The 22,827-nt window shown below is 34.6% G+C and carries 25 protein-coding genes; all 25 read left to right on the top strand.

All coding sequences use genetic code 11. The features are described 5' to 3' along the window. Positions 1–7: 7 nt before the first annotated feature. Positions 8–229 (top strand): flagellar FlbD family protein, encoded by a 222-nt coding sequence (locus tag ACTXGU_RS10150; RefSeq protein ID WP_443481402.1) that lies wholly within the window; start codon positions 8–10, stop codon positions 227–229. Next, positions 219–647, top strand: coding sequence for a flagellar basal body-associated protein FliL (gene fliL / locus ACTXGU_RS10145; protein WP_443481401.1), 429 nt, complete (start codon positions 219–221; stop codon positions 645–647). Before ACTXGU_RS10150 ends, fliL begins: the two co-directional genes overlap by 11 nt. A gap of 37 nt (positions 648–684) precedes the next feature. Continuing rightward, on the top strand, positions 685–1,683 hold the full coding sequence (gene fliM / locus ACTXGU_RS10140; protein WP_443481400.1) for a flagellar motor switch protein FliM: 999 nt from the start codon (positions 685–687) through the stop codon (positions 1,681–1,683). Then, entirely contained in the window at positions 1,673–2,854 is a 1,182-nt protein-coding gene (gene fliY, locus ACTXGU_RS10135) for a flagellar motor switch phosphatase FliY (protein WP_443481399.1), read from the top strand. The genes fliM and fliY overlap by 11 nt, the downstream gene beginning before the upstream one ends. Before the next feature lie 25 nt (positions 2,855–2,879). Further along, positions 2,880–3,242: a response regulator gene (locus ACTXGU_RS10130; protein ID WP_443481398.1), complete on the top strand. Its 363-nt coding sequence runs from the start codon at positions 2,880–2,882 to the stop codon at positions 3,240–3,242. A 25-nt stretch (positions 3,243–3,267) separates the two neighbouring features. Then, on the top strand, positions 3,268–3,933 hold the full coding sequence (locus ACTXGU_RS10125; RefSeq protein WP_443481397.1) for a flagellar biosynthetic protein FliO: 666 nt from the start codon (positions 3,268–3,270) through the stop codon (positions 3,931–3,933). Further along, positions 3,926–4,591 carry a flagellar type III secretion system pore protein FliP gene (gene fliP / locus ACTXGU_RS10120; RefSeq protein ID WP_443481396.1) on the top strand — a complete coding sequence of 222 codons (666 nt, stop codon included), beginning with the start codon at positions 3,926–3,928 and terminating at the stop codon, positions 4,589–4,591. The genes ACTXGU_RS10125 and fliP overlap by 8 nt, the downstream gene beginning before the upstream one ends. A gap of 14 nt (positions 4,592–4,605) precedes the next feature. Next, positions 4,606–4,875, top strand: coding sequence for a flagellar biosynthesis protein FliQ (fliQ, locus tag ACTXGU_RS10115; RefSeq protein WP_443481395.1), 270 nt, complete (start codon positions 4,606–4,608; stop codon positions 4,873–4,875). Positions 4,876–4,879: 4 nt separating this feature from the next. Next, a complete protein-coding gene (gene fliR, locus ACTXGU_RS10110; protein WP_443481394.1) occupies positions 4,880–5,656 on the top strand; it encodes a flagellar biosynthetic protein FliR in 777 nt (258 codons plus the stop codon). 1 nt (position 5,657) lies between these two features. Further along, positions 5,658–6,746, top strand: a complete 1,089-nt coding sequence (gene flhB / locus ACTXGU_RS10105; RefSeq protein ID WP_443481393.1) for a flagellar biosynthesis protein FlhB — start codon at positions 5,658–5,660, stop codon at positions 6,744–6,746. Positions 6,747–6,842: 96 nt separating this feature from the next. Further along, positions 6,843–8,879, top strand: coding sequence for a flagellar biosynthesis protein FlhA (flhA, locus tag ACTXGU_RS10100; protein ID WP_443481392.1), 2,037 nt, complete (start codon positions 6,843–6,845; stop codon positions 8,877–8,879). Further along, positions 8,876–10,033: a flagellar biosynthesis protein FlhF gene (gene flhF / locus ACTXGU_RS10095; RefSeq protein ID WP_443481391.1), complete on the top strand. Its 1,158-nt coding sequence runs from the start codon at positions 8,876–8,878 to the stop codon at positions 10,031–10,033. The genes flhA and flhF overlap by 4 nt, the downstream gene beginning before the upstream one ends. 2 nt (positions 10,034–10,035) lie before the next feature. After that, the gene (locus ACTXGU_RS10090; protein ID WP_443481390.1) at positions 10,036–10,902 is read left to right on the top strand and encodes a MinD/ParA family protein; all 867 of its coding nucleotides are present in this window, start codon (positions 10,036–10,038) and stop codon (positions 10,900–10,902) included. Positions 10,903–10,911: 9 nt separating this feature from the next. Continuing rightward, positions 10,912–12,018, top strand: a complete 1,107-nt coding sequence (locus ACTXGU_RS10085) for a protein-glutamate methylesterase/protein-glutamine glutaminase (protein WP_443481389.1) — start codon at positions 10,912–10,914, stop codon at positions 12,016–12,018. 20 nt (positions 12,019–12,038) lie between these two features. Beyond that, positions 12,039–14,090, top strand: coding sequence for a chemotaxis protein CheW (locus ACTXGU_RS10080; protein ID WP_443481388.1), 2,052 nt, complete (start codon positions 12,039–12,041; stop codon positions 14,088–14,090). A gap of 581 nt (positions 14,091–14,671) precedes the next feature. Then, entirely contained in the window at positions 14,672–15,142 is a 471-nt protein-coding gene (locus ACTXGU_RS10075) for a chemotaxis protein CheW (protein WP_443481387.1), read from the top strand. A 3-nt stretch (positions 15,143–15,145) separates the two neighbouring features. Further along, complete coding sequence (locus tag ACTXGU_RS10070) at positions 15,146–15,787, top strand: chemotaxis protein CheC (protein ID WP_443481386.1); 642 nt, start codon at positions 15,146–15,148, stop codon at positions 15,785–15,787. Continuing rightward, on the top strand, positions 15,780–16,277 hold the full coding sequence (locus tag ACTXGU_RS10065) for a chemotaxis protein CheD (protein ID WP_443481385.1): 498 nt from the start codon (positions 15,780–15,782) through the stop codon (positions 16,275–16,277). Before ACTXGU_RS10070 ends, ACTXGU_RS10065 begins: the two co-directional genes overlap by 8 nt. A 340-nt stretch (positions 16,278–16,617) precedes the next feature. After that, on the top strand, positions 16,618–17,382 hold the full coding sequence (locus ACTXGU_RS10060; RefSeq protein ID WP_443481384.1) for a FliA/WhiG family RNA polymerase sigma factor: 765 nt from the start codon (positions 16,618–16,620) through the stop codon (positions 17,380–17,382). 49 nt (positions 17,383–17,431) lie between these two features. Continuing rightward, positions 17,432–17,992, top strand: coding sequence for a hypothetical protein (locus tag ACTXGU_RS10055; RefSeq protein ID WP_443481383.1), 561 nt, complete (start codon positions 17,432–17,434; stop codon positions 17,990–17,992). Between the two features lie 144 nt (positions 17,993–18,136). Then, entirely contained in the window at positions 18,137–18,838 is a 702-nt protein-coding gene (gene rpsB / locus ACTXGU_RS10050) for a 30S ribosomal protein S2 (RefSeq protein WP_443481382.1), read from the top strand. Between the two features lie 269 nt (positions 18,839–19,107). Next, on the top strand, positions 19,108–19,992 hold the full coding sequence (gene tsf, locus ACTXGU_RS10045; RefSeq protein WP_443481381.1) for a translation elongation factor Ts: 885 nt from the start codon (positions 19,108–19,110) through the stop codon (positions 19,990–19,992). A gap of 243 nt (positions 19,993–20,235) precedes the next feature. After that, positions 20,236–20,961 carry a UMP kinase gene (gene pyrH / locus ACTXGU_RS10040; RefSeq protein ID WP_443481380.1) on the top strand — a complete coding sequence of 242 codons (726 nt, stop codon included), beginning with the start codon at positions 20,236–20,238 and terminating at the stop codon, positions 20,959–20,961. Then, on the top strand, positions 20,961–21,518 hold the full coding sequence (frr, locus tag ACTXGU_RS10035; RefSeq protein ID WP_443481379.1) for a ribosome recycling factor: 558 nt from the start codon (positions 20,961–20,963) through the stop codon (positions 21,516–21,518). Before pyrH ends, frr begins: the two co-directional genes overlap by 1 nt. 514 nt (positions 21,519–22,032) lie before the next feature. Continuing rightward, entirely contained in the window at positions 22,033–22,809 is a 777-nt protein-coding gene (locus ACTXGU_RS10030; RefSeq protein WP_443481378.1) for an isoprenyl transferase, read from the top strand. The last annotated feature ends 18 nt before the right edge of the window (positions 22,810–22,827 follow it).

Raw genomic sequence — 22,827 nt, 5'->3', positions numbered from 1 at the left:
CATAACAGTGATAAGTGTAACTCGATTAAATGGAAAAAAATTTAAACTAAACGCCCTGTTTATTGAATCAATTGAATCGTTTCCAGATACTACTATTACATTAGCGAATGGAAATAAATACGTTGTAAAAGAAAGTGAACAACAAATAGTGGAATTAGTAAAAGATTATTATCAAACTGTTAACCTTTTCGGATTACCGAATATAGGAGAGAACTGTAATGAAGAATAATAAAGTTGTAATGATCATGCTCGTTTTGCTCCTTGCTATCGCAATCGTTGGGACAGGTGCATTTATCTATTTAACAAAATTTGCTGGAGATCAAAAGAAGAAGGAACCAACAATTGATGAAGTGATTGAGGCGTCGGTAGATGTTCCTGAAATCACCACCAATTTAGCAAGTGATAATTTTATTAAAATATCGTTTAAAATTCAAACAGATAGTAAAAAAGCAAAAGAAGAGTTAGAAAAAAGAAATTTTCAAGTGCAAAATATTATCATTCAAGAGCTTTCAGAAAAAACGAATGATCAGTTAAAAGGGAAAAAGGGGCAAATAGATTTAGAGAATGATTTAAAAGATAAAATAAATGGACTGATGCAAGAAGGGAAAATCGTTCAAGTATATATTACCAATTCTCTCCTTCAATAAAATATAATGGGATAACGATGACGGAGGTGAGGTTTTATTGTCAGGAGATGTTTTGTCCCAAAATGAAATAGATGCACTATTATCTGCATTATCTTCAGGAGAAATGGATGCAGATGAATTAAAAAAAGAACAGTTAGAAAAAAAGGTGAAAGTTTATGACTTTAAACGCGCCTTACGATTTTCGAAAGATCAAATACGAAGCTTAACACGTATTCATGAGAATTTTGCGCGGTTATTGACTACTTTCTTTTCGGCGCAATTAAGAACATATGTCCAAATTTCAGTTACTTCTGCAGATCAAATTCCATATGAGGAATTTATACGGTCTATTCCGAAAATGACGATTTTAAACGTTTTTGAAGTACCTCCACTTGATGGAAGAATATTAATGGAAGTGAATCCTAATATTGCCTATGCCATGATGGATCGAATGATGGGCGGCAGGGGAACGAGTATTAATAAAGTCGAAAATTTAACCGAAATAGAATCAAAAATCATGTCCAATACATTTGAAAATGCATTTGACCACTTGCGAGAAGCATGGGAAGAATTGGTGGAAATCGAAGCGGCATTATCAGAATTTGAAGTGAATCCGCAATTTTTACAAATGGTTTCACCAAATGAAACAGTCGTTGTTATTTCATTAAATACTACAATCGGTGATATAAGTGGTATGATTAATTTATGTATACCACATGTAGTGTTAGAACCGATATTACCAAAGCTGTCAGGTCATTACTGGATGCAGACAGAAAAAAAAGAACCAGAGCCGGGAATAACCCGTCAGATAGAGAAAAACATTGAACAGTCTATTGTTCCAGTAGTAGCTGAACTAGGTACATCGGATATTTCTATTCAAGATTTTTTAATGTTAGATATTGGTGATGTGATTGAAATGAATCAATCGATCGATCAGCCCTTGCTAATTAAAGTTGGTGATATTCCTAAATTTATCGGTCAGCCTGGAAAAGTAAATAAAAAAGTTGCTGTCCAAATATTAGGGACTTTAGAAAGGGGGAATGAGGATGGTAAGTAAAGATATGCTTTCACAAGATGAAATTGATGCATTGTTAAGAGGTGATAATCCTTCTGAACCACAAGAAGAGTTAACGGTGGAAGATTATTTATCTTCTATCGAACAAGACGCATTAGGAGAAATTGGAAATATTTCATTTGGAAGTTCTGCAACAGCACTGTCGACTTTATTAAATCAGAAAGTGGACATCACGACACCAAATGTTGGGGTCGTGATTAGAGATAGGCTTCCTGATGAATTTCCAAATCCATACGTTGCAATTCGTGTCAATTACACAGAAGGGTTTTCCGGTATGAATTTATTAGTGATAAAACAATCGGATGCCAGCATCATTGCGGATTTAATGTTAGGTGGAGATGGGTCTAATGCTTCTGAAATGATGGATGAAATCCAACTTAGTGCTGTACAGGAAGCGATGAACCAAATGATGGGTTCTGCTGCTACCTCTATGTCCACTATTTTTAGCAAAAAGGTAGATATTTCACCGCCGTCCATTGATCTTCTTGATTTAATGCATGGAGAAGGAACAGATAGAATACCGAGTGACGATATCTTTGTAAAAGTATCCTTTAGATTAAAGATTGGAACCTTAATTGACAGTAAAATAATGCAATTATTGCAATTGCCATTTGCTAAGAGTTTAGTAGATGGATTAATAAATGCAAATAATAGTTCAGAAGAAGTGTTCAACACGCCTGAAGTAGACTATAATTCTGGTAATGAGCCAATAGTACCGAACCAGCAACCAATGATGGATGCTAATTATCGGGAAAGTAATCATAAAGATGAATCGAATCAACAGGCTCAACCGCAGCATTTTGGCTCAAATTCTTCTTTTGGCAGCCAACAAGCGAATGTGCAGCCAGCTGTATTTTCTAATTTTGAACCATTTACTCCAACAGAACCAGAAACAAAAAATTTAAATATGTTGTTGGATATTCCATTGCAAGTGACGGTTGAATTGGGTAGAACAAAACGTTCAGTGAAAGAAATTTTAGAGCTTTCATCAGGTTCTATTATTGAACTTGATAAACTCGCAGGAGAGCCAGTCGATATTCTTGTTAATAATCGACTTGTTGCCCAAGGAGAAGTGGTTGTTATTGACGAAAACTTCGGTGTAAGAGTAACCGATATTGTCAGTCAAAGCGATCGATTAAATAAGTTAAAATAATATCATTATATGGGGGTAGAGATTAATGGCACAAAAGATTTTAATAGTAGATGACGCAGCATTTATGAGAATGATGATTAAAGACATTTTATCAAAAAACGGCTATGAAGTAGTTGGAGAAGCAGCAGATGGGGCACAAGCAATCGAGAAATATAAGGAAAGTCAACCTGATTTAGTAACGATGGATATTACGATGCCTGAAATGGATGGCATCACAGCATTAAAAGAGATTAAAAAAATTAATCCAAACGCTAAGGTTATCATGTGTTCTGCGATGGGACAGCAAGCGATGGTTATTGATGCTATCCAAGCAGGGGCAAAGGATTTTATCGTAAAACCGTTTCAAGCAGATCGAGTATTAGAAGCCATCGGTAAAACATTAGGTTAATTTCATAAATTAGAGGGTGCCATTAGTGAATAAATTAAAGTTTTTTTTAACAAGTTCACTATTTATCATTGCTCTGCTAGGCTTGGGTCATCAAGCCTATGCAGAGCAACTTGATAACAGTGTTCATAGTATGTTCGAAAAGTCAAAAAATGATACAAAGAACAAGCCGGAGCAGCCTGACAAAAAAGAGGAAATAAACAAGGTATCAACCGGTGTAGGATTAACTTTTTTTGATTTTGTAAAAATGATTGTCGCTACGGTATTTGTTATTGCACTTATATATAGTATTTTGAAGTTTATTAATAAACGAAATCATGTGTATAAAAGTTCACAATTAATAGAGAATATAGGCGGTACAACGTTAGGAGCTAATCGATCGATTCAAATTGTAAAAATTGGGAAAAGGTTGTTAATTGTCGGAGTTGGAGAAAGTATACAATTAATTAAAGAGATTGAAGACGAATCCGAATATAAGGAAATAGTAGAATCGTATAATCGTAAAATGGATCAGTTAACACAGCCAAGCGATATTGTGACAAAGGTAATGCATGCTGTAAAAATGCAGCCTGCGAAAGAAAAAAAGCAGGATTCATTTGCCGTGCATTTAAAAAAGCAATTACAAGAAATATCAATAGGACGCAAAGAAATGTTAAAAGAAATAGATAAGAAAGGGCCAGAAAAAAATGAATGAGTTTATACAGTTTTTTAATAACAGTTCTCCTGAAAATGTTTCCACTTCGGTACAGCTGTTATTATTGTTGACCGTCCTTTCTTTAGCACCAAGCATCTTAATATTAATGACTTGTTTTACTAGAATTGTTATTGTTCTTTCCTTTGTCAGAACAGCGCTTGCAACACAACAAATGCCACCTAACCAAGTAATTATCGGATTATCCTTGTTTTTAACTTTTTTTATCATGGCACCTACCTTTCAAGAAGTGAATGAGAAAGCGTTGACTCCGTTATTTAATGAAAAAATAACGTTAGAACAAGCGTATGATCATGCAGCCATTCCATTTAAGGAGTTTATGAGCAAACATACAAGGCAAAAAGATTTGGAACTTTTTCTTAAATATTCAAATGCAGAAGAACCTAAGTCAGTTCAGGATATCCCTCTGACAACATTGATTCCTGCTTTTGCTATTAGTGAGTTAAAAACGGCGTTCCAAATCGGATTTATGATCTTTATCCCTTTTTTAGTAATAGACATGGTGGTAGCGAGTATTTTAATGTCAATGGGGATGATGATGCTTCCTCCCGTTATGATTTCTTTGCCATTTAAAATATTATTATTTGTCCTCGTTGATGGATGGTATTTAGTTGTTAAATCTTTATTAGAAAGCTTTTAAGTAGGTGAAAAAACATGTCTTCCGAAATGGTAATTTCAATAGCAGAAAACGGGATACTAACCGTTATGGTTGTTAGTGGACCATTACTAATCATTGCTTTAGTAGTCGGATTAGTGGTTAGTATTTTTCAGGCGACGACTCAAATCCAAGAACAAACGTTGGCATTTGTACCTAAAATAGTAGCCGTACTTTTAGGGCTGATTTTTTTTGGCTCATGGATGCTTAGTCATATGCTTTCCTATACAGCAAATATCTTTTCTAATCTAACAAGGTTTATTGGTTAATATAATGATTGAATTTTTACCAAAATTTCCGGCATATTTATTAATATTTGTACGTGTAACATCTTTTTTTCTTATGCTTCCTTTATTTTCTTATCGGACCATTCCTTCATCTCATAAAATAGGTTTAGGTTTTTTTCTTTCTATTATTATGTTTATTAATATGGATCCACCGTCCATTTCGATTGATGGTATATACTATTTGCTTATTATAAAGGAAGCGCTTATCGGTTTATTGATCGGATTTTTAGCGTATATGTTATTTTCCGCTGTCCAGACTGCTGGAGGATTAATTGATTTTCAAATGGGTTTTGCGATTGCTAATGTAATCGACCCGCAAACAGGTGCTCAAAGCCCTCTTACTGGTCAATATTTATATACGATCGCCTTATTTTTTTTATTATCTGTTAATGGTCATCATTTGTTGTTGGATGGCGTGTTTTACAGCTATCAATTTATACCCCTTAACCAGGTATGGATAGCATTTGGCGATGAAAATTTAATTGCTTTTATCATAAAATCATTCGCACTTATGTTTACCATCGCATTTCAGATGTCCATCCCTGTTGTAGCGAGTATTTTTTTAGTGGACATTGGATTAGGAATAGTTGCTAGAACAGTTCCACAATTAAATATATTTGTTGTTGGTGTACCGGTTAAAATCATTGCTGGATTGATTATTATGATGATTGTTATGGGTGTATTAATGGCTTCAGTTTCTAAGTTGTTTTCCACCATGCTGACAGTCATGAGGGAAATGATGAACATAATAGGTGGTTCGTAAGATGAAATATTTATCCTTAAACTTACAGTATTTTGCTGGAGAAAAAACAGAAAAAGCAACTCCGAAAAAAAGGCAGGACACACGAAAAAAAGGACAGGTTGCAAAAAGTCAGGATGTTAACACAGCTATTGTACTGCTTGTGGTGTTTGCAGTTCTTCATTTTACAGGCAGCTATATGCTCAAAGGATTTATTGCAATAATGAAGCATTCCTTTCAAGAGTTTATGTTATTGGATCTGACAGAGCAAAATTTACAGCATATTTTTTTGCAGATTTTGAAAGAAATAGCTTTCATAGTAAGCCCGATATTAATAGCGGCCATCGTGGCAGGTTTAATTGCCAATTATATGCAAGTCGGTGTGTTATTTTCAACAGAAGCGATTCAGTTTAAATTAGAAAAAATTAATCCAATATCTGGATTTAAGCGTATTTTTTCCTTACGTTCTATTATAGAGCTGTTAAAATCTATACTTAAGATAAGCGTTATTGGAGTTGTAACCTTTTCTATTTTATGGTTACAGTTTAGTGAGCTGTTGGTCTTATCATATAAATCTGTCTATACTTCCTTAATAACATTAGCTCAACTAACGATTCAAATGGGTCTATATGGATCTGGTGCATTGTTATTATTATCGTTGCTTGATTATTTATACCAGCGATATGATTTTGAAAAAAATATTAAAATGTCAAAACAAGATATTAAAGATGAGCACAAAAATATTGAGGGGGACCCTCTCATTAAATCCAAAATCAAGCAGCGGCAAAGAGAAATGGCTATGCGTCGAATGATGCAGGATGTTCCAAATGCAGATGTTGTGATTACCAATCCTACACATTATGCTATCGCATTAAAATATGAAGAAGATAAATACGATGCTCCCTATGTAGTAGCAAAAGGGATTGACTTTGTCGCTCAAAAAATAAAATTTATAGCAAAAGAAAATGATGTAGTGATGGTTGAAAATCGACCGCTTGCAAGAGCTTTATATAGTGAAATAGAGGTAGGCGATGTAGTGCCCGAAGAATTTTTTAAAGCTGTGGCTGAAATTCTTGCTTTTGTCTATCGGACAAGAAACGAAAAGTTACATTAAATCATGATTTTTGTTGTTATTTGTTTGAGATGAGAAGTAGATAGTATTAACAAAAAATTTGATTTAAATGTTTTGATTTAGTAAGGAGCGAAACATATGTCTGGTAGAGATCTTACCGTATTATTTAGTGTAATTTTAATTATTGCCATGCTGATTATTCCTTTTCCAACATGGATGTTAAGCTTTTTCATATTAATAAATATTACCTTGGCATTATTAATCCTTTTATTAACAATGAGTATGCGTGAGCCATTAGAATTTTCTATTTTTCCATCCATATTATTATTAATGACCTTATTTCGCCTAGGTTTAAATGTATCTACTACTAGATCGATTTTATCGACTGGCGACGCAGGTGGCGTTGTCCACACTTTTGGGACATTTGTGGTTGGTGGAAATATTGTAGTAGGTTTAGTCGTCTTTTTTATTTTAGTAATTATTCAATTTATTGTTATTACAAAAGGATCAGAGCGTGTATCCGAAGTTGCAGCAAGGTTTACATTAGATGCAATGCCTGGAAAGCAGATGAGTATTGATGCAGATTTAAACGCTGGAATCATTTCAGAACACGAAGCGAAAGCCCGCCGTGAAAAAGTAAGCAGAGAAGCTGATTTCTACGGTTCAATGGACGGAGCAAGCAAGTTTGTAAAGGGCGATGCGATTGCTGGAATTATTATTGTATTAATTAATTTAATTTTCGGTATCATTATTGGCATGACTCAGTTAGGTATGTCCATTGGCGATGCAGCAAATAATTTTTCGTTGATGTCCGTCGGGGATGGTATTGTCAGTCAAATACCAGCTCTTCTTATATCTACTGCAACTGGTATTATCGTAACAAGGGCAGCATCCGATGGAAATTTAGGGGCAGATATAACAAAGCAGCTATTAGCCTATCCAAAAATGCTGTATATTGCAGCAGGGACGATTTTTCTTTTAGGTTTAGTTACACCAATTGATGATATATTAACGATTCCGATTGCCGGCCTCCTTGTTTTTGGTGGATTTACTTTATCGAAAGTACCAAAACAAGATATGGAGCAAATGAAAGATATGGAAGAAGAATTACAAACGGATGAATTAAAAAGTCCTGAAAGTGTTGTTACGCTTTTAAATGTAGATCCTATCGAATTTGAATTTGGATACGGATTAATTCCACTTGCTGATGCTAACCAAGGTGGAGATTTATTAGATCGTGTTGTAATGATTAGAAGACAGTTGGCAATAGAATTAGGCCTCGTTATTCCAGTTGTAAGAATAAGGGACAATATTCAACTTCAACCAAATGAATATCGCTTGAAAATGAAAGGAAATGAAATGGCAAGAGGCGAGTTGCTGTTGGATCATTATTTAGCGATGAGTCCTGGAATGGAAGATGATTCTATTGAAGGAATAGATACAGTAGAGCCGTCTTTTGGGTTGCCAGCTAAATGGATTACGGAAAATACAAAAGAACAAGCAGAAATCTTTGGTTATACGGTCGTGGATCCTCCATCCGTTGTTTCGACTCATATTACTGAAGTGATAAAAGCAAATGCACATGAATTATTAGGAAGACAAGAAACAAAACAATTAGTCGATCATTTAAAAGAAACGTATCCTATTTTAGTAGAAGAAGTTACACCAAATCCTTTATCTATTGGAGATATTCAAAAAGTATTAGCAAAATTATTAAAAGAAAATATTTCGATTCGCAACTTGCCGATTATTTTTGAAACTTTAGCCGATTTCGGAAAAGTATCAAGTGATACGGATTTGTTGGCAGAGTATGTTAGGCAGGCATTAGCCCGTCAAATAACAAATCAGTACTCGGTAAATGGTGAGTCGTTAAAAGTGGTTACGTTATCAGGAAAAGTGGAGAAATTGATTGCAGATAATATTCAACAAACTGAGCATGGAAATTATTTAACGATTGACCCAAGCATGTCTCAATTAGTATTAGAAAGTGTAGCGTCCCAAGTAGAACAGTTATCGATAATGGAACAAATACCAATTGTATTATGCTCCCCAGCTGTGAGAATGTACGTTAGACAATTAACAGAGCGTTACTTCCCGCAAGTTCCTATATTATCGTATAACGAATTAGAAGCAAATGTTGAAGTACAAAGTGTAGGGGTGGTGAATATTGATTGAAAATAAAAAAATATACAGCGCAAAGCATGCCTGAAGCCATGAAAAAAGTTCGTGCTGAATTAGGAAACGATGCAATTATCTTACATTCGAAAGTAATTCATACAGGTGGATTTTTAGGTTTCTTCAAAAAAAGAAATATCGAAGTACTTGCGGCAATTGATCCTGGAGCGAATGTAGAAACAATACCTGTTAAAAAGAAAAAAATAAACATACTCCCACAAAAATTAGATGAAAATGCTGGGAAAGAAAAAAACTTGCTTTCTGCTGATGCGGATTTTTCAACAAACGAAGTAGTAAAGCAGCTAGAACAGTTAAATGATGCCGTTCAAGAAATCAGACAAAAAGATACAATCAGTCAAGTGGCCTTGCCGTTACCTGTGCAAACAGTAATTACATGTTTTGAAAAACAACATGTGGATCAACAGCTTCAAACAAAGATAACAAAAAAGATTGTAGAAAGATGGTATTTAGAAGGTGCGGACAAATCCATTCATGATGTAAAAAGCTGGGCAGAAGAGTATTTATATAATGAAATTTCTCCAAATTTATTTGGAGAATTATCTTTATCCAAAAAATTTATTAATGTGGTTGGTCCTACAGGAGTAGGGAAGACAACAACATTAGCTAAAATGGCTGCAAATTTTATGTTAAAGCATCAAAAAAAAATTGGATTTATTACGACAGATACTTACCGGATTGCAGCCATTGAACAATTAAAAACATATGCCAATATTTTAAATGTTCCATTAGAAGTTTGCTATAGCTTAGAGGATTTTGAATTGGCAGCCAAAAAACTAGAATCATGTGATGTAATTTTAATTGATACAGCCGGAAGGAATTTTCGGAATCAACAATACGTTGAAGATTTAAAAAAAGTGGTCGATTATAAGAGAGAGATGGAAACATTGTTAGTATTGTCTTTAACAGCTAAACAAGAGGATATGGAAGATATATATCAACAATTTTCAACGATTGATATTGATCATTTTATCTTCACTAAAATGGATGAAACATCCTCATATGGCAGTATGATTAATTTGATTGTTAAATATCAAAAGGGGGTTGCCTATTTAACAACAGGTCAAAATGTTCCTGATGACATGCTTTTAGCTAACCCAAAGGATATTGTAAAAAGAATAATTGGGGTTGATTAACAATGACAGATCAAGCTGCAATTTTACGAGAAAGAATTCAAAATTTTCATCGGGCTAATCATCAAAAAACTCTTGCTGTAGTAAGTGGTAAGGGAGGAGTTGGTAAATCAAATGTTTCTGTTAATTTTTCCCTGTCATTGATAAAAAAAGGATATTCGGTATTGTTAATTGATATGGATATAGGCATGGGGAATATTGATATTTTAATGGGAACACAATCAAATTTTACGATTGTGGATTATTTTGAAAATAAAGTATCTTTTTCTGAAATGATAATGGTAGGACCAAAAGGAATTCATTATATAGCAGGTGGATCAGGTTTATCAAATTTTGTCCAAATGGGACAGCAGAAGATGGATCGCTTTTTTTACGATTTTACTAGTTTTCTTAATCAATATGATTATGTCCTATTTGATATGGGCGCAGGCATCAACAATGATTCTTTATCTTTTATCCTATCTGTAGATGAAGTAATTGTGGTTACTACACCGGAACCAACATCCATTACAGACGCATATGCAGCAATGAAGTTTATCCATATTCATAATCAGGATCTTCCTTTTTATTTAGTTGTAAATCGTACAATCACTTCGCTTGATGGAAGAGAAACATTTCAAAAGCTAAAAAACGTTTTAAAACAATTTTTAGGAAAAGATGTAATAAGTTTAGGAATAATTCCCGATGACCACCAAGTTATGCAAGCAGTTAGAAAACAAATCCCCTTTATTATTTTTAATGAAAAATCAACAGCTGCTAAAGCTTTGTTCGAATTAACCGATAGATATTGTAAACAACAGTTTTCAGAACCTGCACAAAAAAATAAAACACATTTTGTGACAAAATTAAAGAGGTTTCTGTTTGAAAGGTAGTGCGTTTACATGGAGAAAATAAAAGTTTTAATAGTGGATGATTCTGCATTTATGCGTAAACTTATTGCTGATTTTCTCTCTGAGGATTCTCGTATTACAGTTGTTGGCACAGCAAGAAATGGCGAAGATGGTATACAAAAAATGAAAGAATTGCAACCTGATGTTGTCACATTGGATGTAGAAATGCCAGTGCTTGATGGATTGAGTGCATTGAAGCGGATTATGGAAGAAAATCCAGTTCCTGTTATTATGTTATCGAGTACAACAAAAGAAGGAGCAGATGATACAGTCCGTGCCATACAAATGGGGGCAATTGATTTTATTGGTAAGCCCTCTGGATCAATATCACTAGATTTATATAAAGTAAAACAAGAATTAGTAGAAAAAGTAGTCTCCGCAAGTAGTGTAAAGCTTAAAACGTTATTAAACATATCTGCAAACGGAAAAAGTACTATTATTCCGCAAACTGAATATAGTAAAATAGAACTAAGTAAAGAACATAAGATGAATCAAAAGTCTATTTTGCCTAACCATTTGAATAAAAAAGAAGAAAAACTTCTGTTAATAGGTACATCCACTGGTGGGCCCAAAGCACTTCAGCATGTTTTGACAAAACTGCCAAAGGATATTAATGCAGCGATTTTAATTGTACAGCATATGCCGCCGAATTTTACAAAATCGCTTGCAAATCGATTAGACTCTTTATGCACTATAACGGTTAAAGAAGCAGAAAATGGAGAACTAATTCAAAAGGGTGTTGCTTATATTGCTCCAGGAGGATTTCATTTAAAAGTCAAAATAATTGGAGGGAAGATTGCCATTCATTTAGATCAATCTGAACCAGTTAATGGTCATCGTCCATCCGTCGATGTATTGTTTCACTCTGTCAGTTTAATACATCATTACCCAAAAATAGCGGTAATTATGACTGGAATGGGTTCAGATGGTAAAAATGGATTATTGGCATTAGTAAACGCTGGTGAAATTACAGCAATTGCTGAATCAGAAGAAACTTCGATTGTTTTTGGAATGCCAAAAGCAGCCATTGCAACAACCTGTATTAATGAAGTTCAAAATGTAGAAAACATTGCAAAAACGATAATGAAATATGTATAACGCCAAGGGGTGTGAAGCAATTGGAAATGAATCAATATTTAGAGGTTTTTATAGAGGAAAGCAAAGAACATTTACAGGCTTGTAATGAACATTTACTAGAATTAGAAAAAAATCCGGGAAATATTCAAATTGTCAATGAAATATTTCGTTCTGCACATACGTTAAAAGGGATGTCTGCGACAATGGGATATGAAGACTTAGCAAGTCTAACCCATGAAATGGAAAATGTTCTGGATGCTATACGAAATCAAAAGATCACTTTTTCGCCTGAAATATTAGATGTTATCTTCTTAGCAGTTGATGATTTAGAAGCAATGGTAGAATCTATTGCCAGTGGTGGGGATGGCAAAAAGAATGTGGAAGCAGTTGTAACAAAATTAATTGCAATTGAAAAGAACGGGATGATTGAAACCCAAAATGTGGTGAAGGAAGAAGTTGCTGTTGCTGTTGCAGAAAAAAAACAACCGACTTCAAACTATGATGAATTTGAATTAACCATTTTACAACAATCTTCTGAACAAGGGTTTTATACATATGAAATCAATATCCGTTTAAAACAGGACTGTGTGCTGAAGGCAGCAAGAGTATATATGATTTTTGGAGTACTTGAGACTTTAGGTGAAGTCATTAAGTCCAATCCTCCTGTAGAAGAATTAGAAGAAGAAAAATTTGACTATCACTTTATCGTTACCTTTATTTCTAAAGAAGAGGAAAACATCATAAAAACAAAAATTATGAATGTATCGGAAGTAGAAGAGGTGGAAGTATCAGCTTTTTCTACCTATGAACTTGCGGCACCTGAAACAAAAGGCATTCAAGAAGAAAAGGCGTCTAAAGATAAAGAGGAAATCGATGCAATTGTAAATCAAGCAGAGCCAGAAAAAGAAGAAGTAAAGCAAGGAACAGGAACAGTTGCGAAACAAACTAGTAAAACAATTCGTGTAAATATTGAACGATTAGATATTTTAATGAATCTTTTTGAAGAATTAGTGATTGATAGAGGTAGATTAGAACAAATTTCTCAAGATTTGAATGACCAAGAACTACATGAAACAGTAGAAAGAATGTCTAGAGTAACAGGTGATTTGCAAAACATTATTCTAAATATGAGAATGGTTCCGGTAGAAACTGTTTTTAATCGTTTTCCACGTATGGTTCGTCAACTAGCAAGAGACTTAAACAAAAAAATAAACTTGGAAATAATTGGTGCAGAAACAGAATTGGATCGTTCCGTCATTGACGAAATTGGTGATCCCCTTGTTCATTTAATTAGAAACGCAATCGATCATGGGGTTGAAACACCAGAAGAACGAAGAGCGAATAATAAAAGAGAAGAAGGAACCGTTGTATTAAGAGCATACCATAGCGGTAACCATGTTTTTATTGAGCTTGAGGATGATGGAGCAGGCATTAATAAAAAGAAAGTGTTAGAGAGAGCGTTAAATAAAGGGTTGATTACGCAAGAGACAGCAAGTATTTTAACAGACTCGCAAATTGCAGAACTGATTTTAGCATCAGGTTTTTCAACAGCTGATAAAATATCTGATATCTCTGGTCGAGGGGTTGGATTAGACGTTGTCAAGAGCACAATAGAATCCCTCGGAGGAAGCATTACAATAGAATCTCAAGAAGGAAAAGGTTCATTGTTTTCTATACAATTGCCGCTAACTCTTTCTATTATTTCTGTCATGTTAGTAGAAATACAAGAGGAAAAATATGCAATTCCGTTATCTTCTATTATCGAAACAGCTATTGTTCATAAAAAAGATGTTCTGCAGGCACATAATCAAACGGTTATTGATTTTCGTGGAAAAGTAGTGCCTCTATTATTTTTAAAGGAAATATTTGAAGTTCCTTTAACAAGAGACGAAGATGAGTTTTATTCAGTCATCATTGTTCGAAAAGGAGATAAGCTAGCAGGATTGGTTGTTGATTCGTTTATTGGGCAGCAGGAGATTGTCTTAAAATCACTTGGTGGCTATCTATCCAATGCCTTTGCTATCTCAGGTGCTACTATATTAGGTGACGGGCAAGTTGCTTTAATTGTCGACTGTAATGCACTGATTAAATAGAAAAGCGGAAGCGCCTTGTACAGCCCCGAAGAAAAATGTTCTCTTGGCTCAAAAAGTGCTTTTTACTTTTAGAGCCAAGAGGCTATCTTTCACAGGGGCTAGGCGCTGGAGCTAGAAATAGAAAAGCGGAAGCGCCTTGTACAGCCCCGAAGAAAAATGTTCTCTTGTATTAAAAAGTGCTTTTACTTTTGGCTGTTTTCCTATAGATTGTTGCTTTTAAACGCGCAGCCTGAATACACTTCGTTTTCCGTGGGCGAGCGTCGAGCCTCCTCGTCACATACGCTCCTGTGGGGTCCGTCTTTCTCGCATTCCCACAGGAGTCTACGTGTATTCAGTCTGCTGAGTACTTCTTCTTCCATTTTATTACGTGAAAAACAACAAACTTTGAGAAAACAGCTTTACTTTTAGAGACAAGAGGCTATCTTTCACAGGGGCTAGGTGCTGGTTGACTAAGTACCCATGTCCTGTGACAAAGTCGATTGGCACGCATCCTTCGAGCCTGTAGCATTACCTGCATATAAGTACATCCTGTGCAATGGAGCTAGACAGTTAACTAACTTGATAGAGAGGAATGAAGGAGAATGGTAGAATCTGTTTCAACGGAAGTGAAATTAATTATTTTTGAATTAAAAGGAAAAGAATATGCAATCCCAGTAAATCAAGTGCGCTCGATTGAAAAAATTATGCATATTACCCGAATTCCTAATATAGCTCCTTTTGTTAAAGGCGTTATCAATCTTCGCGGTGTTGTAACACCACTGATTGATTTAAGAAAACGGTTTGATTTAGAGGAAAAAGAATATACTGAGCGTACGCGTATTATTATTATTGCGTTAGCTGATATAGAGGTTGGAGTTATTGTAGACAATGCAAATGATGTAGTCGATGTAGATACCGCAACATTTGAACCAGCACCAGAAGTGGTGGGCGGAACAGAAGTGGACTATATTAGCGGTGTCGTAAAGTTAGACAAAAGGCTGCTTATACTTGTGAATTTAGAAAAAGTTTTTGATCGAGAAGAATTAAAAAAATATACAAGAAGTGAAGGATAAATAATGGCATTTACGGATAAAATTGGTTCATTACACTTGGACGTTTTAAGGGAAATAGGGAATATTGGTGCAGGAAACGCTGCAACTTCCCTTTCAAAATTATTAAATAAAAAAATTGATATGAAGGTACCGAATGTTCGTATTGTTTCGTTTGATGAAATGATGGATATGGCAGGTGGAGCAGAAAATATCGTAGCAGGGGTTTTTTTAAGAATTGAAGGGGATGCACCTGGAAGCATGTTTTTTATGCTTCCGATTGAACAAGCAACCAGCTTTATTAAAGATTTAATTGGGGATGCTTCTTTACAGCTAGATAAGCCACCTTATGATGAATTAGCTTTATCTGCACTTCAGGAGCTTGGTAATATTCTATCAGGCTCCTATTTATCCTCATTATCCGATTTTACTAATTTATCTTTGTATCCGTCTGTACCATCGCTTGCAATTGATATGGTAGGTGCAATTATCAGTTATGGTTTGATAGAGTTATCTCAAGTCAGTGATTATGCGATTGTTATTAATACTGCCTTAAATGAAGAAGAAGATTCTTTATCTAAAAGTGTCAAAGGTCATTTTTTCTTGCTGCCAGATCCGGAATCGTTTACTATTTTGTTTGGAGCATTGGGAGTGACAGTAGATGATTGAACAAGAAACAGTTGTTAAAGTTGGCATAGCTGACATGAATACTGTACGCATTCCGCAAATGATACGAACATCAGGTTTAGGATCTTGTGTTGGGGTTGTTTTATATGATCAATTCAAAGGGATCGCAGGGTTGGCCCATATTATGCTTCCTGATTCTTCTTTATCAAAATCGCAGCCGTTAAATTTGGCGAAATTTGCTGACACGGCGATTATTGCCTTGGTTAAAAATTTAGAATTGTTGGGTGCAAAAAAGGCTTCATTAAAGGCGAAAATTGCTGGCGGGGCCCAAATGTTTCAGTTTTCAGGTTCAAGTGATATTATGAGAATTGGACCAAGAAATGTTGAGGCAGTAAAAAAAGAATTGCAAATCTTAAATATTCAGATTTGTGGAGAAGATGTTGGTGGCAATAGTGGAAGAACAATTGAATTTAATCCAGAAACTACCGAATTAACGATTCGGACAGTGAATAAAGGTACACAGATTATATAAAAAATGAATAAAATAGAAAATAACAAAGGATGTTCCAAACTAAAAATTGTAGTTCTATCGCCTATTTTTTGCATCTTACTTATTTAAGGCATTAAGGAAGTGATGGAGCTCCAAATAATGGAAACATCTTTTTTATATGGGTTTTTTGTCCTATTTTTCAAAAAAATCATGATGAATAAAGTCTAATTTCTAATCTTTTGATAAAATTTAAACAAGTATATAAATGTTTTGTACAAAGATTAGTTTGGAATATAAATAGAAGCGGAAAAATACTTCTTCATCTTTTAAAATGGAAAAGCTAAATCGTTCAAATGAAATGTAGTTTTTAGGAGGAAAAATCATGGTAAATGATTCAACAACAGAGGACAAAAATGCATGGGGTATGTGGATTGCTTCACGTGATAAAAATGCTGGCAATCGATTAATAAAAAAATATATACCATTAGTAAGTTTTCATGTACAAAGAATATCTGTTGGACTCCCAAAAAGTGTTTCAAGAGAAGAATTATATAGTTTAGGTTTGATAGGATTGTATGATGCATTAGAAAGATTTGATCCGAAAAGAGATTTGAAATTTGATACATATGCATCTTTTCGAATAAGAGGAAGTATTATCGATGGTTTAAGAAAAGAAGATTGGCTATCAAGAGGCACTAGAGAGAAGTCTAAAAAAATAGAAGCAGCAATCGAACGGCTTGAACAACAAAAAATGAGAAATGTAACGGTTCAGGAAATAGCTCATGAATTAGCGCTTACTCCAGAAGAAGTCTATTCAACGATGAACGAACATTTTTTTGCTAATGTGCTTTCTATTGATGAACAACTAAATGACCAAGAGGATAAAGAAGGACCTTCCTTCGTTATTCGAGACGATAAAACGATCATTCCGGAAGAGAAACTATTGAAGGATGAATTGATTCAAGAAATGGCAAGTATGATTTCATTATTAAATGATAAAGAGCAGCTAGTTATCAGCTTATTTTACAAAGAAGAATTGACATTAACGGAAATAGGACAAGTAATGAACTTATCGACATCAAGAATTTCTCAAATACATTCAAAGGCAATTTTTAAATTAAGACAATCATTAGAAAAGGTAATGTAATTGGAATGGATGTACGTGATGATCGATTACAGTGGATTGAGGGATAGTTTTGATTACATTTTTATTAATTTTAAGTTTTATATTTAATATTTTGGCTTTTTTATTCATTGCACTTCTGTATGTAAGACAAAATCGATTTGTTATGCTTGAAAAACAACAAAAACAGTCCGTGGAAGAAGTAGAAAATATTATTGCTGCTTTTATTGTAGAAATGAAAGAAGAAAACGAGCTGTTTCTTCAAAAGATAGTAACGGTAGAAAAAAATAGACAAGAAGCACCGAAAAAAGAAGAGGAAGAAATAGAAGAGCTTCATGCAGATTTTTTAGAAAAAGAGAATGCTGTAAAAAAAATACGTTTATCAAAAAAACAAGCAGCAAATGTTTATCAAAAAACAGTTGATATGCAGCAGGCAGAAAAAGAGAATGCAGACGAATTATTAGAGTTAATTTTACCTTTAGAAAAGGAAGAAACAAAAGAAAAATCATTTTTTGAAAAGGTAATAGATCTAAAGGACCAAGGGAAAAAAACGGATGAAATTGCAAAAATATTAAATAAAGGGAAAACTGAAATAGAATTATTATTGAAATTTAGACAAAAAGATGAAGAATAACTTGATTGTCTACTATACATATGCTATATTAACAAATGGTGTTAATACACACGCTTTTGGATTTAATCAATGGTGCTGTATCAATACAGTTTTGATTAAAAATGAAAAAAGCGGAGGAAATCAAAACCATTAGGAGGAACAAACATGTCAGTTATTTCAATGAAACAATTACTTGAGGCTGGTGTACATTTTGGTCACCAAACTCGCCGTTGGAACCCAAAAATGAAAAAATTCATTTTTACAGAGCGTAACGGCATTTACATCATCGACCTTCAAAAAACAGTTAAAAAGGTTGAGGAAGCTTATAACTATGTAAAAGAAGTTGCTGGTAACGGCGGAACTATTCTTTTCGTAGGAACAAAAAAGCAAGCACAAGATTCAGTTAAAGAAGAAGCAATCCGTTCTGGTCAATACTTTGTAAACCAACGTTGGTTAGGTGGAACTTTAACAAACTTTGAAACAATTCAAAAACGTATCGCACGTTTAAAAGACATTGAAAGAATGTCTGAAGACGGTACTTTTGAAGTACTTCCGAAAAAAGAAGTAGTTCAATTGAAAAAAGAGCTTGAGCGTTTAGAAAAGTTCTTAGGCGGAATTAAAGATATGAAAAAAATTCCAGATTGCTTATTTATTGTTGACCCACGCAAAGAGCGCATTGCTGTTGCGGAAGCTCATAAATTAAATATTCCGATTGTTGGTATTGTTGATACAAACTGTGATCCAGACGAAATTGATGTTGTTATTCCTGCGAATGATGACGCAATCCGTGCTGTAAAATTATTAACTGCAAAAATGGCAGATGCTATTTTAGAAGCTAAACAAGGTGAAGAAGTAACAACTGCTTAATAGAAATACAAGTAGTTTTATGAAAAGAAAACCTAGTGTAAACTAGGCACCAAGTTTAGGGACTTGTAAAAAAGGTGATAAAGGGCATCCCTCTTATCACCTTTTTTTAAAGAATAGTGCTTAAAAGTGTGAGTTCAAAAAGGTAACAAATTAGAAGTAAGCCAACGAAGAGATTAGAGGCTTTAATTTGGTGACTTTTTGAATATCCTCTAAATTAAAAATAATTGGTTAAAAAAATAGTACATAATCATACAAGGAGGCTAACTACTATGGCTGTTACAGCTCAAATGGTTAAAGAACTACGTGAAAAAACTGGTGCTGGAATGATGGATTGCAAAAAGGCACTAACAGAAACTAATGGTGATATCGATAAAGCGATTGACTTTTTACGTGAAAAAGGAATTGCAAGCGCAGCTAAAAAAGCTGACCGCGTTGCTGCTGAAGGTTCTACTTATATCTCTGTAGAAGGAAACGAAGCAATTATTCTTGAAGTGAACTCTGAAACAGATTTCGTTGCGAAAAACGAAGGATTCCAAGTTTTAGTAAAAGAACTTGCTGCGCACTTACTACAAAACAAACCAGCATCTGTGGAAGAAGCACTTACACAAAACTTCACTGAAGGTACAACTGTTGAAGCACATATCAATGCTGCAATTGCTAAAATTGGAGAAAAATTATCTCTTCGTCGTTTTGAAATCAAAACAAAAACAGATAATGATGCATTTGGTGCATACCTTCATATGGGTGGACGCATTGGTGTGTTAACTGTTCTTGAAGGAACAACTGAAGAAGCTCCTGCAAAAGATGTTGCTATGCATATCGCTGCATTAAACCCAAAATACGTTTCTCGTGATCAAGTTTCTGCAGAAGAAGTGGCACATGAGAAAGAAGTATTAACGCAGCAAGCATTAAATGAAGGAAAACCAGAAAAAATCGTTGCTAAAATGGTAGAAGGCCGTTTAAGTAAATATTTTGAAGATGTTTGTGTACTTGATCAAACTTTCGTTAAAAACCCTGATCAAAAAGTACGTCAATTCGTTGAATCAAAAGGTGCAACTTTACGTGAATTCGTTCGTTATGAAGTAGGAGAAGGAATTGAAAAACGTGAAGATAACTTCGCAGAAGAAGTAATGAACCAAGTAAACAAAAAGTAAGTAACATTTTTTATAAAAGCTTTCTATAGGGAACACAATTGTGTTCCCTATTTTTAAAGAGGGAGTATCACATTTTTCAACATAGATGAGTGTCTAGCTCCGACGCCTAGCCTCTGTGAAAAATAACCTCTTGGCTCTAAAAATAAAAAGCACTTTTTGAGCCAAGAGAACACTTTTCTTCAGGGCTTACAAGGCGCCTGCGCTTTTCGCTTTCAAGATATTTTAAATCAGGCGGAGGTTTCCATGAGTAATCCAAAATATAAACGTGTTGTTCTTAAATTAAGTGGGGAAGCATTAGCAGGGGAGGCTGGATTCGGAATTAATCCAGCTGTAATAAAAAATGTAGCTAAACAAGTGAAAGAAGTTGCTGAGCTAGGTGTAGAAGCTGCTGTTGTTGTCGGTGGTGGCAATATTTGGCGTGGTAAAATCGGAGAAGAAATGGGAATGGACCGTGCTAATGCCGATTACATGGGAATGCTTGCGACAGTAATGAACTCTTTAGCACTTCAAGATAGCTTAGAACAACTAGGAATTGAAACACGTGTACAAACTTCTATTGAAATGAGACAAGTTGCAGAACCTTATATCAGAAGACGTGCAATTCGCCATTTAGAGAAAAAGCGTGTTGTGATTTTTGCAGCTGGAACAGGAAATCCTTATTTCTCTACTGATACTACAGCTGCACTTCGCGCTGCGGAAATTGAAGCAGAAGTTATTTTAATGGCGAAAAACAATGTAGATGGAGTATACTCTGCTGATCCAAGAATAGATAAAACAGCGGTGAAATTTGATCAATTAACTTATTTTGATGTAATTAAAGATGGACTCGCGGTAATGGATTCAACGGCTTCCTCATTATGTATGGATAATGATATCCCATTAATTGTATTTTCTATTATGGAAAATGGTAATATTAAAAAAGCGGTAATGGGTGAAACAATCGGAACTTTAGTAAGGGGGAAAAAATAATGGCGACACAAGTTATTTCTCAAACAAAAGAAAAAATGAATAAGGCAATTCAAAGCTATTCTCGTGAATTAGCAAGCATTCGTGCAGGACGCGCTAACGCTTCACTTTTAGACAGAATTTCAGTTGACTATTACGGAGCACCAACTCCTGTCAATCAATTGGCTGGTATTAGTGTACCAGAAGCAAGACTTCTTGTTATTCAACCATATGATAAATCGGTATTAGGCGAAATCGAAAAAGCGATTTTAAAATCAGATATTGGTTTAAACCCGTCCAACGATGGAAGTGTGATCCGATTATCTATTCCAATGTTAACAGAGGAACGCCGTAAAGAATTAGTGAAAAATGTAAAAAAAGAATCAGAAGAAGCAAAAGTAGCAATCCGTAACATTCGCCGTGATGGTAATGATGATTTGAAAAAATTAGAAAAAAATGGAGAAATTACGGAGGATGCTCTTCGTGGCTATAATGATGATATTCAAAAATTAACGGATGAATTTATCAGCAAAGTAGATGCTCTTACAAAAGAAAAAGAAAAAGAAATATTAGAAGTGTAAGATGTGTTAACCTTTTCATTTTGTTTGAAAGCGATTGACGGATCACCACACGAATCTTTGTGAGGAGCTTAAGTTATTTGATGGTAATGAGCACCTGAGGAAGGAGAAACATTTTTTGACAGCCAAAACTGCTGGTTATGGCATTTGTAAATGTAGGCTGACGGAAAATGGATATCTTTTAGGTGTGCAGCCTTTGGTGTTTCCTTTTGGAGAAAAGGTTCCAAAAAAGTGAGTGTTTGTCAATCGTCTAAACCCTCTAATTTTAGGGGGTTTTTTAGCTATTATGATGTAAAAATAAACTGATAGTTGCTTAAGCGATTCCGTTTCCTTTAAGATAGAAAGGGAAACTTCTATTTTAGTGTGTGTTCAAAAAGGTAATAAAATAGAAGCAGGTCAACAAAGAGATTCGAACCTTTCATTTGGTGACTTTTTGAACATCCGCTTTTAGAGGAGAAATATGCAATAGCAAATAAAAGCAAGAAAAAGAGAGGATTTACTTTGGAGGAGCTATTTTATGTGGAATAAGCTAACGTTTTGGAAGAAGAGAGTTGTTTCTTCTAATCTCCAAGAACGGATTACTTTCCTGAAGCAACAAACGATGCCAGAACATGTTGCTATTATTATGGATGGAAATGGCCGTTGGGCAAAAAAAAGAAAACTGCCAAGAGTGGCTGGTCACCATGAAGGAATGAAATGTGTAAAAAGAATAACAAAATTGGCGGATGAATTAGGAATAAAGGTATTAACCCTTTATGCTTTTTCAACGGAAAACTGGAAAAGACCAAAAAAAGAAGTCGATTATATTATGTCATTGCCTGAACAATTTCTCGGTACGTTTCTGCCTGAGTTAATAGAAAAAAATGTTCGTGTAACATCGATAGGCTACACCGAACAATTACCCCAGCATACGCTGAAAGCTTTAGAAAATGCGGTGGAAAAGACGAAAAACAATACAGGGCTTATTTTAAACTTCGCCTTGAATTATGGAAGCAGATTAGAAATTGTTGAAGCGGTGAAAAATATAGTAAACGATTGTCAAGAAAAGAAGATAGATGGAAAAGAGATAACACCAGAGTTGTTTTCATCCTATTTAATGACATCAGATCTATCTGATCCTGATTTACTTATCCGTACTAGCGGGGAAATTAGAATCAGTAACTTTATGATGTGGCAGCTTGCGTATGCTGAATTATGGTTTACAGATGTATTGTGGCCTGATTTTAGTGAAGAACATTTAGTTGAAGCTATTGAAGTATTCCAAAACAGACAAAGACGTTTTGGAGGAGTCTAATAAGGGTTGTGAATGTAA

The organism is Niallia sp. 01092, assembly GCF_052318935.1.
Classification (GTDB): domain Bacteria; phylum Bacillota; class Bacilli; order Bacillales; family Cytobacillaceae; genus Niallia.
This window is presented reverse-complemented; position numbering and strand designations above follow the sequence as displayed.

Coding starts and splice junctions, on each gene's coding strand:
- ACTXGU_RS10090 (WP_443481390.1), top strand. CDS start 10,036: ATGACAGATCAAGCTGCAATTTTACGAGAAAGAATTCAAAATTTTCAT.
- tsf (WP_443481381.1), top strand. CDS start 19,108: ATGGCTGTTACAGCTCAAATGGTTAAAGAACTACGTGAAAAAACTGGT.
- rpsB (WP_443481382.1), top strand. CDS start 18,137: ATGTCAGTTATTTCAATGAAACAATTACTTGAGGCTGGTGTACATTTT.
- ACTXGU_RS10085 (WP_443481389.1), top strand. CDS start 10,912: ATGGAGAAAATAAAAGTTTTAATAGTGGATGATTCTGCATTTATGCGT.
- fliY (WP_443481399.1), top strand. CDS start 1,673: ATGGTAAGTAAAGATATGCTTTCACAAGATGAAATTGATGCATTGTTA.
- ACTXGU_RS10130 (WP_443481398.1), top strand. CDS start 2,880: ATGGCACAAAAGATTTTAATAGTAGATGACGCAGCATTTATGAGAATG.
- ACTXGU_RS10065 (WP_443481385.1), top strand. CDS start 15,780: ATGATTGAACAAGAAACAGTTGTTAAAGTTGGCATAGCTGACATGAAT.
- fliR (WP_443481394.1), top strand. CDS start 4,880: ATGATTGAATTTTTACCAAAATTTCCGGCATATTTATTAATATTTGTA.
- ACTXGU_RS10030 (WP_443481378.1), top strand. CDS start 22,033: ATGTGGAATAAGCTAACGTTTTGGAAGAAGAGAGTTGTTTCTTCTAAT.
- pyrH (WP_443481380.1), top strand. CDS start 20,236: ATGAGTAATCCAAAATATAAACGTGTTGTTCTTAAATTAAGTGGGGAA.
- fliL (WP_443481401.1), top strand. CDS start 219: ATGAAGAATAATAAAGTTGTAATGATCATGCTCGTTTTGCTCCTTGCT.
- ACTXGU_RS10075 (WP_443481387.1), top strand. CDS start 14,672: ATGGTAGAATCTGTTTCAACGGAAGTGAAATTAATTATTTTTGAATTA.
- frr (WP_443481379.1), top strand. CDS start 20,961: ATGGCGACACAAGTTATTTCTCAAACAAAAGAAAAAATGAATAAGGCA.
- ACTXGU_RS10060 (WP_443481384.1), top strand. CDS start 16,618: ATGGTAAATGATTCAACAACAGAGGACAAAAATGCATGGGGTATGTGG.
- fliQ (WP_443481395.1), top strand. CDS start 4,606: ATGTCTTCCGAAATGGTAATTTCAATAGCAGAAAACGGGATACTAACC.
- ACTXGU_RS10070 (WP_443481386.1), top strand. CDS start 15,146: ATGGCATTTACGGATAAAATTGGTTCATTACACTTGGACGTTTTAAGG.
- flhA (WP_443481392.1), top strand. CDS start 6,843: ATGTCTGGTAGAGATCTTACCGTATTATTTAGTGTAATTTTAATTATT.
- fliP (WP_443481396.1), top strand. CDS start 3,926: ATGAATGAGTTTATACAGTTTTTTAATAACAGTTCTCCTGAAAATGTT.
- flhB (WP_443481393.1), top strand. CDS start 5,658: ATGAAATATTTATCCTTAAACTTACAGTATTTTGCTGGAGAAAAAACA.